The organism is Marinobacter sp., assembly GCF_046484525.1.
Classification (GTDB): Bacteria; Pseudomonadota; Gammaproteobacteria; order Pseudomonadales; family Oleiphilaceae; genus Marinobacter.
Genome location: NZ_JAWOIS010000067.1, coordinates 19,891 through 33,234 on the forward strand (window position 1 = coordinate 19,891; position 13,344 = coordinate 33,234).

The 13,344-nt window shown below is 57.6% G+C and carries 16 protein-coding genes and 1 pseudogene; 9 read left to right on the forward strand and 8 right to left on the reverse strand.

The window, feature by feature from the left end; genetic code table 11:
* Positions 1–3 precede the first annotated feature (3 nt).
* From R6W86_RS14515 to R6W86_RS14525, 3 genes are all read right to left on the reverse strand, one after another.
* Positions 4–660: a c-type cytochrome gene (locus tag R6W86_RS14515; RefSeq protein ID WP_410330075.1), complete on the reverse strand. Its 657-nt coding sequence runs from the start codon at positions 658–660 to the stop codon at positions 4–6.
* A 70-nt stretch (positions 661–730) separates the two neighbouring features.
* Entirely contained in the window at positions 731–2,440 is a 1,710-nt protein-coding gene (locus R6W86_RS14520) for a murein L,D-transpeptidase (RefSeq protein ID WP_410330076.1), read from the reverse strand.
* Positions 2,441–2,449: 9 nt separating this feature from the next.
* Positions 2,450–3,511: a PA0069 family radical SAM protein gene (locus R6W86_RS14525; protein ID WP_410330077.1), complete on the reverse strand. Its 1,062-nt coding sequence runs from the start codon at positions 3,509–3,511 to the stop codon at positions 2,450–2,452.
* A gap of 119 nt (positions 3,512–3,630) precedes the next feature.
* Between R6W86_RS14525 and R6W86_RS14530 the strand changes: the two genes are divergently transcribed.
* Positions 3,631–4,407: a TSUP family transporter gene (locus R6W86_RS14530; RefSeq protein ID WP_410330078.1), complete on the forward strand. Its 777-nt coding sequence runs from the start codon at positions 3,631–3,633 to the stop codon at positions 4,405–4,407.
* A gap of 10 nt (positions 4,408–4,417) precedes the next feature.
* Here R6W86_RS14530 and R6W86_RS14535 read toward each other — a convergent pair whose 3' ends face one another.
* Positions 4,418–5,083: a hypothetical protein gene (locus R6W86_RS14535; protein ID WP_410330079.1), complete on the reverse strand. Its 666-nt coding sequence runs from the start codon at positions 5,081–5,083 to the stop codon at positions 4,418–4,420.
* A 184-nt stretch (positions 5,084–5,267) separates the two neighbouring features.
* Between R6W86_RS14535 and R6W86_RS14540 the strand changes: the two genes are divergently transcribed.
* Positions 5,268–5,924 (forward strand): protein-L-isoaspartate(D-aspartate) O-methyltransferase, encoded by a 657-nt coding sequence (locus R6W86_RS14540; protein ID WP_410330080.1) that lies wholly within the window; start codon positions 5,268–5,270, stop codon positions 5,922–5,924.
* An 11-nt stretch (positions 5,925–5,935) separates the two neighbouring features.
* On the opposite strand, the gene R6W86_RS14545 is transcribed toward R6W86_RS14540, so the two are convergent.
* Together R6W86_RS14545 and R6W86_RS14550 are read right to left on the reverse strand one after the other, a co-directional pair.
* Positions 5,936–6,742 (reverse strand): DUF1338 domain-containing protein, encoded by an 807-nt coding sequence (locus R6W86_RS14545; RefSeq protein ID WP_410330081.1) that lies wholly within the window; start codon positions 6,740–6,742, stop codon positions 5,936–5,938.
* Positions 6,732–7,856, reverse strand: a complete 1,125-nt coding sequence (locus R6W86_RS14550; protein ID WP_410330082.1) for an arginine N-succinyltransferase — start codon at positions 7,854–7,856, stop codon at positions 6,732–6,734. Before R6W86_RS14550 ends, R6W86_RS14545 begins: the two co-directional genes overlap by 11 nt.
* Positions 7,857–7,972: 116 nt before the next feature.
* Here R6W86_RS14550 and R6W86_RS14555 point away from each other — a divergent pair, with 116 nt between their 5' ends.
* The 6 genes and pseudogenes from R6W86_RS14555 to R6W86_RS14580 all read left to right on the forward strand — a co-directional run bounded on the left by R6W86_RS14555 (position 7,973) and on the right by R6W86_RS14580 (position 11,872).
* Complete coding sequence (locus tag R6W86_RS14555) at positions 7,973–8,401, forward strand: Lrp/AsnC family transcriptional regulator (protein ID WP_410330083.1); 429 nt, start codon at positions 7,973–7,975, stop codon at positions 8,399–8,401.
* Positions 8,401–8,571: a hypothetical protein gene (locus R6W86_RS14560; RefSeq protein WP_410330084.1), complete on the forward strand. Its 171-nt coding sequence runs from the start codon at positions 8,401–8,403 to the stop codon at positions 8,569–8,571. Before R6W86_RS14555 ends, R6W86_RS14560 begins: the two co-directional genes overlap by 1 nt.
* 1,303 nt (positions 8,572–9,874) lie before the next feature.
* Positions 9,875–10,102 (forward strand): annotated as a pseudogene (locus R6W86_RS14565) (IS1182 family transposase); the annotation flags it as partial.
* Between the two features lie 94 nt (positions 10,103–10,196).
* Entirely contained in the window at positions 10,197–10,664 is a 468-nt protein-coding gene (locus tag R6W86_RS14570; RefSeq protein WP_410330085.1) for a hypothetical protein, read from the forward strand.
* 67 nt (positions 10,665–10,731) lie between these two features.
* Positions 10,732–11,085: a DUF998 domain-containing protein gene (locus tag R6W86_RS14575; protein ID WP_410330090.1), complete on the forward strand. Its 354-nt coding sequence runs from the start codon at positions 10,732–10,734 to the stop codon at positions 11,083–11,085.
* A gap of 22 nt (positions 11,086–11,107) precedes the next feature.
* Positions 11,108–11,872 (forward strand): SAM-dependent methyltransferase, encoded by a 765-nt coding sequence (locus R6W86_RS14580; protein ID WP_410330086.1) that lies wholly within the window; start codon positions 11,108–11,110, stop codon positions 11,870–11,872.
* Between the two features lie 272 nt (positions 11,873–12,144).
* Here the strand turns inward: R6W86_RS14580 and R6W86_RS14585 are convergent, their stop codons facing one another.
* Positions 12,145–12,501 (reverse strand): CcdB family protein, encoded by a 357-nt coding sequence (locus tag R6W86_RS14585; protein WP_410330087.1) that lies wholly within the window; start codon positions 12,499–12,501, stop codon positions 12,145–12,147.
* Entirely contained in the window at positions 12,501–12,746 is a 246-nt protein-coding gene (locus R6W86_RS14590; RefSeq protein ID WP_410330088.1) for a type II toxin-antitoxin system CcdA family antitoxin, read from the reverse strand. The genes R6W86_RS14585 and R6W86_RS14590 overlap by 1 nt, the downstream gene beginning before the upstream one ends.
* Positions 12,747–12,965: 219 nt before the next feature.
* On the opposite strand from R6W86_RS14590, the gene R6W86_RS14595 reads away from it, so the two are divergent.
* Positions 12,966–13,130, forward strand: a complete 165-nt coding sequence (locus tag R6W86_RS14595) for an acyltransferase (protein ID WP_410330089.1) — start codon at positions 12,966–12,968, stop codon at positions 13,128–13,130.
* Positions 13,131–13,344 lie beyond the last annotated feature (214 nt).

Below are 13,344 nucleotides of genomic sequence, written 5' to 3' on the forward strand. Positions count from 1 at the left end.
CTCCTAGTTCGCGGTTGCACTCTGGCTGCCCAGATAGGCGGCCACGGCGTCGATCTGTTCCTCGGTCAGGCGCTCCGCAACTGCCGTCATCAGCTGGTTGGGATCGTTATTGCGCTGGTTGTTCTTCCAGGCATTGAGCTGTGACCGGATGTAATTCGGGTGCTGTCCGGCGATGGCCGGGAAGGTTTCGCCAACACCGCGGTTGCCGGGGCCGTGGCAGGAGGAGCACGGCGGAATGTAGTTGTCCCAGTCGCCCTGGTTGGCCAGTTTTTCGCCGAGGGCGAGTACTTCGTCACTGACATTGGCCGGTGTCGTGGTCTCGGGAACCGGCATGGCAGCATAGTAGGCGGCCAGGTCCCGGATTTGCTGTTCATTGAAGTTGTCGACATTAGGCTGCATCACCGGGCTGATACGCCCACCGTTGTTATAAGCCAGCATCTGGCTGGTCAGGTAGGTGGCGTCAAGCCCGGCCAGGCGGGGAAAACCACCGGCGTTGTTGCCCGAACCGTCGGCACCATGACAAGCCAGGCACGGAGCGCCACTGCCGTCACCCTGTGCGGCCAGCTGCGCGCCCCGCTCGGGATCACCTCCGGCGGCGTGGGCGCCAGGGGCCAGGGCGGTCATCGCGCCCGTCAGAATCAGTTGGGAGAGGAGTTTCATTGTTTGCCTCCGTTCATAAATAAAGCGCATAAGCTTATTTCCCTTTGTGCTAAAGTCAATAAGACTTCGGTTACTGGTCTCCGATGGCTGGGTTGAGGTCTGTTGCGACAACCGGCGTTGGCAGTTGGTGTTCCCCGGCAACGGCTTGGCGCAACTGGGCCAGCAACCGGAAGTCGCGATTGTAAATATCGTCGCGGAACTGAATTCGCTGCGCCTCATCCACCCAGGCCGTCCAATATTGAATATAGATGGCAATCGGCTCGGGGAGAATCGCGGTGACCGGCGTTTTTTTCTCAAGGAGGCGATCGATTGTACCGCGGTTCCACTCGGGGGCGCCGGCGAGAAGCTGTTCGGCCAGTTCCATCGGTTTTTCCACCCGGATACAACCGGAGCTGAAGCTCCGTTCCTGGCGGCCGAAAAGGTACTGGCCCGGTGTATCGTGCAGGTACACCGCATAAGGGTTGGGAAACATGAACTTGACCTGCCCGAGAGCATTCAGGGGCCCTGGCTCCTGGACCAGCTGATAGGGAAAGTTGTCCCTGGACAGTGAAGACCAGTCAATGGCCGCCGGATCGATTTTCTGCCGGTCGGTCCCCCAGCCCTGATAGACGCTGATGTCCTGGCGCTCCAGATACGCCGGATCGCGGATGATTTCGGGTAGCAGGTCCTCGATCATCAGCTTGCGGGGTACAGTCCAGGTGGGGTTGAACACCAGGTAGCGGATGCGATCGGAAAACACGGGAGTCTGGCGGTAGGGTTGGCCGACAATAACCCTTGAATGCAATGCTTCGCGGCCATCCAGTACCAGCTGTAGTCCGAAACCGGCAATATTGACAATTACATAGTCATCGCCGAGGGATTGGGGCAGCCAGCGCCAGCGTTCCAGGCTTGCGTCGATCTGCCGGATGCGCTCCACCGGCATGAGATTTACGGCCGAAAGGGTTCCCCTGCCGATGATGCCGTCTGGCTCCAGGCCATGCCGCGCCTGGAAGTTCGGAATCACCGGATCCAGGTCCTTGCCGTAGAGGGTGGGATCGGTGACCGCCGTCTCCGGGTCTGGCGGAGCCGGGATGTCTCCGAGGGCGGTCAGTCTGCGCCGGATCTCCGGAAGGCGTGGATCTTGGTCGCCCGGATGAATGGATGGGCCATCCACAATCGGCAACCAGGGGTGTCCAAGCAAGGGTGTGAGCCGGTTGCGGGCCTCCTTCAGTTTGGCATAGGCCGGATGGGTGGGCCTGAAACTATCCAGAGTCGCGGCAATGGTGTCGTTCCGGAGCGCCTCTGCGAGAGTAACGGCCAGGTCCCGGTGTTTGCGGCTGGCGTTCCACTCGGCGTGAATAGTCTGTGGATTCACCTTGCCCTCTAGCAGATGGGATGCAGCCAGCAGGAAGGCATCGGTAAACAGCAGGTCGATGTCTGCCTGCATGTCTCCGGACAGTTCATCCCGAGCCCGCAGGGCCAGGTCCGATAAAAATTCTCCGTGATAGTCTGCCGGGTTGAGACCGTCATTGGCGATCTGCCTGATGGCCTCAACCAGTTCCCGGCGAGGGCCCGGGGAGGACCAGGCCGGCTGGAAACCATGATTCTCGTAGAATCTGCGCAATGCGTCCCGTGCCAGCAGTGGCTCGCCAAGCACCTTTACCGGCTGCCCCGCTTCGAGTGCTTCAATTCGTTGGACAAGAGGTTCGCTGAGGCCTGCTGCCGTGACGGAAGACACCGGCAGCAACAAGATGATCATGGTTGCCAGAGTGGCCAACGCGCTGTGCTTGCATTTACTCATAACTTCCCGTTACCACAGTGCCATCTGGTCTCCGGCGGGGCGGCGGAACAGGTCGGTCCTCAGGGAGCGCTGTTCACGGCCATCGAGCCCGAGCTTACGCACCTTGTTCCGGAAACGCTGGCGAATCAGGTCAGAGTAGGGGCCCAGACCGGTCATACGGTTGCCGAAGGTACTGTCGTAACTCTTGCCACCCCTCAGATCACGGATCCGGTTCATGACGTGCCCGGCCCGGTCCGGGAAATGTCGCTGGAGCCAGTCCTGGAACAGTTCGTCCAGCTCATAGGGTAAACGTAGCATAATCCAGCCAGCCTGTTCGGCTCCGGCGTTGGCCGCGGCCTCCAGAATCGCTTCGATTTCGTGGTCGTTGATAAATGGGATGACCGGGCCGATGATGATCCCGACCGGAATGCCGGCATCACAGAGCCGTTCAATCACCTTCAGCCGCGTCGCTGGTGCGGCCGTCCGGGGCTCCATCCTGCGTTTCAGGTCATTGCTCAGGGTGGTCAGACTGATGGTGACCGAACACAGTTGGTCCCGGGCCAGTTCCGACAGGAGGTCCAGGTCCCTCAGTATCAGTGCGCCCTTGGTAATCAGGGAGACCGGGTGCCGGTAATCGCACATGACTTTCAGCAGATCGCGGGTGATTTCCCGTTGCCGCTCGATGGGCTGGTAGGCGTCGGTATTCATGCCCAGGGCGATCGGGGATACCCGGTAGCCGGGTTTGTCCAGGCTCTCCCTTAGCCGGGCAGCAGCGTTTTGCTTGGCGATCAGCCGGGTTTCAAAATCAAGTCCTGGTGACATGTCCCAGTAGGCGTGCGAGGGTCGGGCGAAGCAGTAGATGCACGCGTGTTCACAGCCCCGGTAGGGGTTGATGGACTGTTCAAAGGGAATGTCCGGGGAGCTGTTGCGGCTGATAATGGACCTGACGGTCTCATCCATGACTTCCGTCGCCATGGAATCCGGGCAGATCTCGTCCTCCGGATCCCGGTACCAGCCGTCGTCGTGGTCGCGGTCGGTTGCGATAGGCTGGAAGCGATTTTGCGGATTCAGGCTGGTGCCCCGGGTTTTCATAGTTTCACCAATACTGTTTATGCATACAGTGTTGTTGATGCTACTACCCCTGTATCCTTCCCGGCAAGCAGAATCCGGCATCCCGAACGCCGGCCCGATGTCTGAATGCCGAGGAATCCATGTCTGATCTTACGCTGGTCCAGTACGCCCTGATTGGCGTGATATTCGTGTGGAGCGGGTTTGTCCGCTCGGGCCTGGGGTTTGGCGGCGCGGTCCTGTCCCTGCCGTTTCTCCTGCTGGTTTACGATGAGCCACTGGTGTTTTTGCCGATCATTGCGGTGCACCTGCTGGTGTTTTCATCCCTGACCATCTGGATGAATAACCGGAGGAACCACAGCCGGGAGAACCCGGTGGAAGGGGGCACGGTGGACTGGCCCTATCTGTGGCGGATTCTTGGCATCATGATCGTGCCCAAGCTGATCGGGGTGTTCGGCCTGATCACCATGCCGGGTAACGTGTTGAGCGCGATCATCTTTGTGATCGTGGCGTTGTATTCGGTGTCCTATATCATCAACAAGCCATTTCGCAGTGGCAGCAAGACTGTGGATGCGATTTTTCTGATGGTGGGGGGCTACATCAGCGGCACGTCCCTGATCGGGGCGCCGCTGATCATCGCCGTTGCCGCGCAGCACGTGGTAAAGGAAAAACTCAGGGATACCCTGTTCGCGCTCTGGTTCATCCTGGTGCTGATCAAGATGGCTGCGTTTGTCTGGGCGGGCGTGGACCTGCAACTCATCCACCACCTGTGGTTGCTGCCCTGTGCATCAGTCGGCCATGTGATCGGACTGTACGTGCACGACCGCATGCTCAGGGCAGAAACCCCGGTTTTTTTCCGGGTGCTGGGGGTGGTCCTGCTGGTGGTCAGCAGTGTTGGAATGTTCAGTGTGCTGGGCTGAGGGAATCCCCTCAACCCGCGCGACCGAAGACCTTCTCGAAAAAACCTACGGAGCGGACATCTGGAATCGGCAGGTTATCCACCTCGTTGATAGCCTTGCGCCAGAACGCTTCAGGATCATCCAGATGGGCTACCTTGGCCCGCTCTTCCTTGCTGTAGTGGTTGTGGTCGCCTTCAATGCCCTCGGCCATCAGCGCCTGGGTGTACAAGTAGATGGCGGCGCGAATGGTGCGCAGTACGCGAGAGTAGACATCCCGGCTGACATTGATCGCCAGCTCCGCTGACAGGTTGATCTGCTTCTGCAGGGCAACCATGGCCTCTTTCTCCAGGGGAATCCGGTTGCCGTCACCTTTCTTGCAGTTCAGGCAGACCTTTTCCAGCGCCTTGACGCCGTCGGTCAGGTCCATGTGGCCGTATTCGGCCTTCTGGTCTTCCTCCAATGGTGCGGGAATCCAGCCATACTGGGGCGAGCGGGCGACAATATGCCCGATCAGGTCCCGACGGTAGGGCGGAGCGGAAGCCAGGTCCTGGTAGCCATCGAATTCCGTACGCAGCCAGGCTGCCATTTCGCGATGCCGGAGCATCATGGCAAGGGTGATGGCTGATTGCAGGATATCTTCGACCAGTTCACTGGAATCCTGGGTCCGTTCCTCCAGGTGATTGACGGATGCAGACATATTTTCCTCCCCGGCAATGGTCATTCGGGGGGGTTGTTCCATTGCCGTGTTTTTGTTGTTGATGCGACTTACCGTTGCTGTAACCGCACGTTCTGAACTAAAACGTATACACGGAATTCGGCTTTCACCGTTGTAAAAAGGTTATTGCTTGTAACTGACGGTAAGTGGCCGGGGAGGTTTGAAAATGACAGCTGAAGACAGATTCACATCACGCCGGGAATCCATGGTGGACTACCAGATCCTCAGCCGGGGCATTGATGATCCCCTGGTGTTGGAAGCCATGCGACGGGTGCACCGGGAAGCCTTCGTGCCGGACAGCCTCCTGGACGCCGCCTACGAGGATGGTCCGCTGCCGATCGGAGCAGGCCAGACCATCTCCCAGCCCTATATTGTCGCTCTGATGACCGATGCCCTGGAGCTTCGGGGTGGTGAGCGGGTGCTGGATATCGGTACGGGGTCGGGCTATGCGGCTGCTGTACTGGCCTGTATTGCCGCCGAGGTGTTCGGTATCGAGCGGATTCCGGAGCTTGCGGAGCGGGCCCGGAAGAATCTTGCGGCGGAGGGGTTCGACAATGTCCGGGTACGCTGTGGCGACGGCACCCTGGGGTGGCCGGAGGAGGCCCCGTTTGACGGCATCACAGTCGCCGCCGGAGCCCCCGCCGTGCCTGACGCACTGAAGCATCAGCTGGCAGTGGGCGGGCACCTGGTGATTCCGGTGGGCTCGGAGCACATCTCCCAGATACTGATGCGGATAACCCGGGTTTCAGAGGAGGAATTCAGGACCGAGAATCTTGGCGGCGTCCGGTTCGTTCCTCTGCTCGGGGAGCAGGGGTGGTCCTGAAGGGCACCCGATCAGCTACCGGCTTGGGTGCTCTCGAAAACCTTGTCAGCCGAGGCGGCGACAAAGCCGCTGTGCAGTTCACCATCGGGTTTGTGGTAACGCAGGGCGAATTCGTAGAAACAGCTGGGAATGGTCGCCTCCCAGTCCGAGAACCGCACCGCAACCCGATCTGCCATGGTGGATGACTGTTCCAGCAAATCCTCCGGTGAGCCCTTCACCTCGCCGCCACTGCTGTTGACGTTAAAGCCGTTGTCCTTGAGCAGCTGGTTCATTTCGGCGACGCTGTGGATGCTGTCCAGATCATTGATGCTGACCGTGAAATGATTGGCCCGGTAGCCCCAGGCCGCCATCCAGGCTGCGTATTCACTCTCTTCCAGCAATGCCCGGTAGGTGTCATGGCTGACCTGCCAGTGCCGGCCGGAATACAGGAAGTTATCTGCCGTGGTGCTTTCCGGGTCGACCTGATTGACCAGTTCCCGGACGATTTCCTGGAGCCTCGGCGAACACTGGTCCACCAACAACTCCGAGATGAACACCTTGGGTGCGTGCTTGTCCGGATGTTCGAAATGGCGCGCATAGAGCTTCTTGGCCTCGAAGTGGTACTCCCCGCAGGCTTCGTAACCGAGATTCAGGAAGTGCCGTGCCAGTGTCTCCAGCCCGACGGGATCCAGATTGAAGGTGCGCAGCGCGATATGGTCGTTGACCACCGGCCTTGATTCCCGCTCGGCCAAAAGCTGATGGATCCGTTCTGCAGAGGGGGTGACGGCCCGGTAGTTCTCCCCGAGTTCACTGAACAGGGATTGATAATCAGTGTGCATAGTGTCTTTCTACTTGTTCGTCAGCGGGGATGGCTGCCGGATGTCCCCGTTGTTTCCGCGAACTGACCCGGGCGTCCTTCAGCGGCAGTAGCCAGACGGTCGCCTGTTCCCGGATGCCCAGCTGGTTGCCGATGTGGGCTGGCAGGGTAACCGCGGAGCCGTCCGGATCGATCCATGCCTGATCGGTCACCGTGGCCCGGAAATCCGTTGCGCCAGTCGTGGCGACTATAACCGGCTCGGCAGTCTGGTAAGGGCGTCCCGGTGTGGCAACGCCAGCGAACCGGGCGGAGCATTGAGCTGAACGCCTTACGCTGGCTATATCCCGCAGGCCACACTCCACGGTTGGCCCGGCATCGAACAGGTCGACAAAACCGCGATGACGAAAACCCTCGGTCTCCAGCATTCCCAGGGCCGGGCGGGTATGGGGGTGAACCTTGCCGATAACCGATTGGGCCTCGTCGCTCATCAGGTGCGTGTAGAGCGGTGCCGCCGGCATCAGCTCCTCGATGAAATCAGTGTAGCCGGAGCCTACCAGGCTGGTAGCTGAGGTGAATTCCATATCAACGAAGTGCTGCCTGAGCCAGTTCCAGAAGGGAGACTGCCCAGCGTGGTCAGAGACGCCCCGCATTTCAGCGATGACCGTATCGGCAAAGCGTTCCGGGTGCTGTGCCATGAACAGGAACCGGACCCGTGACAACAGCTTGCCGGCATTGGCCCTGCGGTATTCCGGGCGAAGATAGAGCGAGCAGATTTCCGTGTGGCCGTTGTAATGGCTGCAGCGGGTCAGGGTTTCCACCTGGCGCCGCAGCCCCAGGTCCCGGGAATGGTGAACCACTGTGTTGTGGTGGAAGTGGTACAGGGGGCGTGTATGGCCAGTGCGAGCCTCGATGCCGGTGGTGCCCATGATTGCACCGGTTTCCTCGTCCTCCAGGACAAACAGGTAGTGCTCATCGCCCGGTGCATCGATATCCTGGCGGAAACTGGCACTGGCATGGTCGATTTTGCGGGCCAGTGCGTCCCGATCCGGCATCAGGGAGGTAAATCCGGGGCCGGACTCATCGGCGATGCGGTAGAGGGTATCCAGGTCTGTTACGGCAACCGGTCTGATGATCATGGCGAATGTTCCCTGTTATTTTGGTGCCAGTATGAGGAAGAGTGTTGTCGGTGTGCAGTTTCAATTTGACCGAATTGGTCTACAATACTGGCAAAACGCCATAGAAAGTTATCGAAATGATTAACTCTCAGGATCAGAAGTTGCTCATGCTGCTGCGGCAGGATGCCAGAACCAGCATTACCGACCTGGCCAGATCGCTGGGTGTCTCCCGTTCAACGGTCCAGAACCGGCTGGTCCGGCTCGAGAAAGCAGGCATTATCCGGGGCTATTCGGTGGAACTGGGGGGGGAGTACCTGGCCAACCAGGTGGAGGCACACGTATCAATCAAGGTGATACAGAAGCTCACGGCGCGCACCAACATGGCCCTGGAAGACATCAGTCAGGTTGTGCAACTGTTTTCGGTCAGTGGCGAGTACGACCTCATTGCTATCGTCCAGGCCCAGTCCCTGGAGGAGTTGAGCAAGGTCCTTGACGATATCGGAAATCTCGAGGGCGTGGATCGCACCAATTCAGCGGTCGTGCTGGAGACCCGCTTCAGGCGCTAGTGTCCCGTCTGGTTAATTCGCTGACCTACTGCGTGGCGCTGGGGACCCTGGCCAAGGCGCCAGTACGCAGGTGTGGTGGTTCCACATCAAGTGCTGGCAACATCGGTCAGGGGCCCCAGCGCCGCGCCCTTCGGGAGCCACTGAGAGCCTTGATAGCTGCGTTGCGCTGACTCGATTTGGAACCACCAAACCTTCGCCATCGCGCCTTGCTCTCAAGGCTCTCAGTGGCTCAGTAGGTCAGCGAATTAACCAGACGGGACACTAGGCACTGAGAAGTGCGCGACAAGATCTCGCAAAAACATTAATACTCAATGGCTTATGCTGCGCCTGGGAACTCCTGGTGTTAATGATACCGATATGTTAGGGGAAGAGATTGTGAGACCCACCTTAAAACTGTTGTCTATCGCGCTATTGTTGACTGGCTGCTCTGACCCGGTGCTTTGGCAGGGAGGAGAAGCCGACTCAGCAGAGAGCGGCACGCGAATCACCAAAATTGAGTTCGTTCGAGAGACATGTCATCTCCTGACATTCAATATTGGTTACTTTAACGACGGATCCCGGCCCGGCTATCTTAGAGCTAGCATAAATGCTGGCGTCGAAGATGCGTATTGGCCAATGATACCAGAGCTAAAGGAGGGTCATCATGTTGTTGAGGTTCAGGCCGGGATTCAAAGGAAAGCTAGACCTCAGAATAGTTCTGAGGTTGCGGTCTCCATTGAGCACATAGACGACAATACCTGGCAGGGCTATGTGGACAAGCGAACTGTTGAGTATCAGAAAGAATGGGATAACGACTGTCGTTGATCGCGCAAGGTTAACGGTTGGGTCCAAAAGTTCACGAAGACTTTTAATTCAAAGCATGTTGGGGAGCGCTACATTTTTTGGAAGGACTGAATATTGTATAACCAACGCAGGCACAGCGACTCCCATTCCATTGCGCCTTTGGCTCCATTCCATCGGTGCGCATGCTGCAAGCGTTATGCATAGAAGAAAATGAAATTCCGGTACACCCTGCCAAAGGAGTTGATTGCGAAAGCCGCCCATCTTTCGGAGTTCGCGAATGGGGCGACCCAAGTGTCGGTCCGGCTGAACGATGGGAGAATTTTCCACAAAGTGCTGCTCTCCAACTGCAGCTTCATTATTGCAATGAGAGGGTATAAGGAGCTCCCGTTTTCAGTGAGCGAAATAGCAGATATCTATCAAACCGAAGATGACCTGTCTCCTAAAGAAAGGGGCGGGTGGGATTTCTGGGATGATTGGAAGGTTTGAGCATAACAACCAGATCGAGTCCAACGTGGACTTCCCCCACTTCAGTAGACACGCATCGATAACTTCTCAACAGGAGAAGAACGATGCCGAAGATGATTACGGGGAAGAAGAGCCAAAGGTACAGCGTTGGGGCAGTAGAAAAACTCCCAAAAATCACCGCTTGGCTTTGATAGGATGCAGAAAACAGGTCAACGGAAGGTCGGCATGCCCCGCTTCAGGCACTGCAACTACGACCAGGATGCGATGGTCGTGATCAACTATCAGGAAAAGCTTCAACCCGGCACCTTTGAGCACGCGGTGCACTACTTTATCGAGCACAAGTTGGACCTGTCAGTGTTCCACCCGAAGTACCGCAACGGAGACACCGGCCGGCTGGCCTACGATCCGGCCATCCTCTTGAAGATCATCCTGGTCGCTTATTCCAAGGGCATCATCGGTAAGTTGATGGCCGCGAAAAAAAATCTAAAGAACCTGGCGCTGGGAACGACTCGGAACCGAGTTTTTCTACAGCCTCATTAGGCGTCAAATGGACTTATCCAGGTATTTTGTGACAGATGACGGCTCGCTTCCCGAGGTACGAGTTAGCTTCTCGGACCCATCGGTTGTTCCTGTAGCCTTCAAGCATCTCTACGACAGAGGTGCGCGAAATGTCACGGTCAACGGAGGCTATCTCTGGATCAAGGCCTCGGAAGTAGAGAAACCATTTCTCGGCTACGAGGATGCCGTGCTTGTAGCATCTGGTGATGCGGAGGCATTTCACGTTGTGCTTGCCAACATAGCCGGTTCTTCCACTCCAATACCGGATCTTGGAGTGTTTGTTTATGAGGATAGCCTTGACTTCGATTATAGGATGGGGTCTCCGTGGGGCAAAGACGAGATCCAGTCGTTTATTGCTCTGCTGGTCCAGCTTTGTGAGCTTGGAGGGCAAGTATCCGTTCCATGGTGGGGCGCCGAAGGTGAGCAGGATTTCCTTGATGCACTGGGTCGCCCCTAACAATGCAATCCACGGGACAAGCGCGTGATTGTGGGCGTTGATATGACTCCCCACGTCAAGAGGCTTGATGGACGTAGACACCAACACCAATAAGCTGCTGTTGTGGTGCGGCATACTGTCCGGCCTCGCGTACATCGCCATCGACCTCCTGGCAAGCTTCCTGTATCCGGGCTACAGTCTCCGTGGGCAGGCCTTCAGCGAGCTGTTCGCGATCGGCTCGCCCACCCATCGCTGGGTCGTGCCGCTGTTCAGCCTGTCCATTGTGCTCCTGTTTGCCTTCGCTGTCGGCGTGTGGCGCACCGCTGGTGCCAGGGGCCTGGTCCGTGTGCTCGCGCTGATGTTCGCTGGCTCCGCGGTCGTCGGCTGGCTCATTTGGAATGTTTTTCCGATGCACATGCGAGGCGCGGAGCGAACCCATTAGCACCTTTAAGGAAATCAACGCAATGGACATCCCACGCATATTCAACATTATGGAAAGTGCGCACCGCATCCATAACCCGTTCACACCCGAAAAGTTTGCCACTCTTGGTGCAGCCCTGCATCTGGAACCGGGTACCCGAGTTCTGGATCTTGGCAGTGGCTCTGGAGAGATGCTGTGTACATGGGCACGTGATTACGGTGTCATTGGCACTGGTGTCGACATGAGCCAATTGTTCAGTGAGCAGGCTATACTTCGTGCCGAAGAACTGCGCGTGGACCATCAAGTCCAGTTCATCCATGACGATGCGGCAGGCTATGTCTCGGACGAAAAGGTCGATGTGGCGGCCTGTGTGGGTGCTACCTGGATCGGTGGGAATGTCGCGGGGACGATTGAGCTTCTGGAGCGGAGCCTACGCACTGGCGGAATCATTCTTATCGGCGAGCCTTACTGGCGACAATTGCCATCAACGGAAGATATTGCCAAGGGGTGTCTGGCGAACGCAATCTCTGACTTCCTTGTACTGCCGGAACTGATCGCATCTTTCGGCCACTTGGGTTACGACGTGGTTGAAATGGTTTTGGCTAATCAAGACGGTTGGGACAGATACGAGGCGGCCAAATGGCTCACTATGCGCCGATGGCTTGAAGCCAATCCCGATGATGAATTGGCCCAAGAGGTGCAATCCAAGTTGGTCTCGGAACCTGAGCGCCATGCTGCGTACACACGCGAATATCTGGGCTGGGGCGTGTTCGCGCTGATGCCGCGGATATTCCTCAAGCAGGCCTAACAATTCATCGAAACCCCTACATTTGATGCGGATGCAAGAAAAATCCGGACCGAAGAGGAGTGAAGCGGTTTCTTTGCCTTTGCCGGCTCGTCTTCGGCGACCGTAAAGCCCCGATCCAATACTTGTCGGACCGCTTCGTCCTTGAATTCTGGGGTGTAACGTTGGCTGCTCATGGCACGTCCTCCGATGCTGTGATCATAGGCCAGGAGTGCCCATTAGAGTGGGGAGAGTCCGGTGTTCGGTAAATGACCGCCCACTAAAGAGGTGCAAGATCAGGACGCTGCGCTCCGTTGGCGCCCGTTACCACTGGCGTTGAATGCCAGTGATAGCCAGGTCCAAAGCTCCAATAATCTGATCTTTGAAATGCGAGAGGGAGCCAACCGGGTTTTTGAGGTGCTTTTCTGGCACAGAGAAATTTGCGGGGTTAACAGTAAAAGCTCCTGGTCGGCAAAGCTGATTTCCGGCGTGAGTCCTTGCATGGCTCCGCCACCAAAGGCAGAGCGTTTTCCCAAAGGGATAACGATGCGAGTTGCCAGTTCGCTCAGCAGGCTGCTCTGAATATCGACAAGGTAAGGGTAGTGGGCTTTGCTGGTTTTGCTTGGGTTGGGGTACACATCGAGCTGTGCCATCAAAACTCCTTGAATTCGTCGCCGAAGCATCCATGTTGTTCGACAAAATCATTGTAACTTTTTATCGCCGCGCGATTTTCTTCAACCCATTGTTCTGCTTCGCGTTTGGAAAGCTCTTCTTTCAGGGCTCGCTCCAGCGTAGCAGACAAGTTAATGTTCAGTTCACGGGTCTTACGCGGCAGATCGCTATTGATTGAGAGGTTCGCAGCTTTTTTGGGTGCGGCGGCGTTGTAGAGTTCGGCCATTGGAGCCTCCAAGTGACTGTTTAATACATGACCGTAGTTCATGCGCATGGGTATGCGCATTCAAATATTTAACCAATGGCTGTTGTCGGACGCACCGGCGCTGGCGCAAGCTCTTCCGGCCCGGGTTTTTTGTCGCAATGCACTGCCGGAACTGGCAGTGCGGTAAAGGGTTGAATCAAGTCACTGAATCGCCGTGTCGCCGGGGCGACCGCGCCGATCGTGATCGAGGACGATGTGTTCATCGGGATGGAATGCCTGATCCTGAAGGGCGCGCACATCGGGGCGGGCAGCGTGATCGGCGCGCGCAGCGTGGTCACCGGGGCGATTCCCCCCGGCGTGATCGCGGCGGGCAGCCCGGCGCAGGTCATCCGGTCGCTTGGATAAACGGTTGCTGCAGACAGCGACCCACAGCCATCCGGCATCTACATTCGCACCAGAGGAGTATCCCCCATGATCGCCATGCTGCTGCAGGGCATCAGCTACGGCTATGCCGCCGGGATCACGCCCGGCCCGCTGCAAACCTTCCTCCTGACCCAAACGCTGCAATTCGGCTGGCGGCGCGCGATCTGGATCGTGCTCGGCCCGCTGATCAGCGACG

Coding starts and splice junctions, on each gene's coding strand:
- R6W86_RS14515 (WP_410330075.1), bottom strand. CDS start 660: ATGAAACTCCTCTCCCAACTGATTCTGACGGGCGCGATGACCGCCCTG.
- R6W86_RS14520 (WP_410330076.1), bottom strand. CDS start 2,440: ATGAGTAAATGCAAGCACAGCGCGTTGGCCACTCTGGCAACCATGATC.
- R6W86_RS14525 (WP_410330077.1), bottom strand. CDS start 3,511: ATGAAAACCCGGGGCACCAGCCTGAATCCGCAAAATCGCTTCCAGCCT.
- R6W86_RS14530 (WP_410330078.1), top strand. CDS start 3,631: ATGTCTGATCTTACGCTGGTCCAGTACGCCCTGATTGGCGTGATATTC.
- R6W86_RS14535 (WP_410330079.1), bottom strand. CDS start 5,083: ATGTCTGCATCCGTCAATCACCTGGAGGAACGGACCCAGGATTCCAGT.
- R6W86_RS14540 (WP_410330080.1), top strand. CDS start 5,268: ATGACAGCTGAAGACAGATTCACATCACGCCGGGAATCCATGGTGGAC.
- R6W86_RS14545 (WP_410330081.1), bottom strand. CDS start 6,742: ATGCACACTGATTATCAATCCCTGTTCAGTGAACTCGGGGAGAACTAC.
- R6W86_RS14550 (WP_410330082.1), bottom strand. CDS start 7,856: ATGATCATCAGACCGGTTGCCGTAACAGACCTGGATACCCTCTACCGC.
- R6W86_RS14555 (WP_410330083.1), top strand. CDS start 7,973: ATGATTAACTCTCAGGATCAGAAGTTGCTCATGCTGCTGCGGCAGGAT.
- R6W86_RS14570 (WP_410330085.1), top strand. CDS start 10,197: ATGGACTTATCCAGGTATTTTGTGACAGATGACGGCTCGCTTCCCGAG.
- R6W86_RS14575 (WP_410330090.1), top strand. CDS start 10,732: ATGGACGTAGACACCAACACCAATAAGCTGCTGTTGTGGTGCGGCATA.
- R6W86_RS14580 (WP_410330086.1), top strand. CDS start 11,108: ATGGACATCCCACGCATATTCAACATTATGGAAAGTGCGCACCGCATC.
- R6W86_RS14585 (WP_410330087.1), bottom strand. CDS start 12,501: ATGGCACAGCTCGATGTGTACCCCAACCCAAGCAAAACCAGCAAAGCC.
- R6W86_RS14590 (WP_410330088.1), bottom strand. CDS start 12,746: ATGGCCGAACTCTACAACGCCGCCGCACCCAAAAAAGCTGCGAACCTC.